Annotated in this window: 1 protein-coding gene; it reads left to right on the plus strand. The window is 32.2% G+C overall.

All coding sequences use genetic code 11. The features are described 5' to 3' along the window. Window positions 1-169: phosphopantetheine-binding protein (locus tag C1E99_RS00530; RefSeq protein ID WP_105206302.1), on the plus strand; the 169-nt coding region annotated here is incomplete at its 5' end. Window positions 170-292: the final 123 nt, after the last annotated feature.

Consider the following 292-nt stretch of genomic DNA (forward strand, 5'->3'; position numbering starts at 1 on the left):
ATCTACTTTGGCAGATAATATTGCAGCAGATTCAGTAGAAATCATGGAATTTGTTCTTAATTTGGAGGATGAATTTCATGTAGATGTCCCAGATGCTGCTATTGAGCATTTTGAGGTCCTATCTGATATTGTTGATTTTATTTATGAAGAAGTAAAAAAACGTTCGTAGTTTACGGGCGTTTTTCTTTGTTTTTTCCTAAATAACCGTAAATTTGTTGTTAATGCGAATATTGTGTGTTAGAATAAACGAAAAGACTAGAATATTTTACGAAAGGCGAACATTCTCACTAGA

It is taken from the genome of Streptococcus suis (genome assembly GCF_002964045.1).
Taxonomy (GTDB): domain Bacteria; phylum Bacillota; class Bacilli; order Lactobacillales; family Streptococcaceae; genus Streptococcus; species Streptococcus suis_U.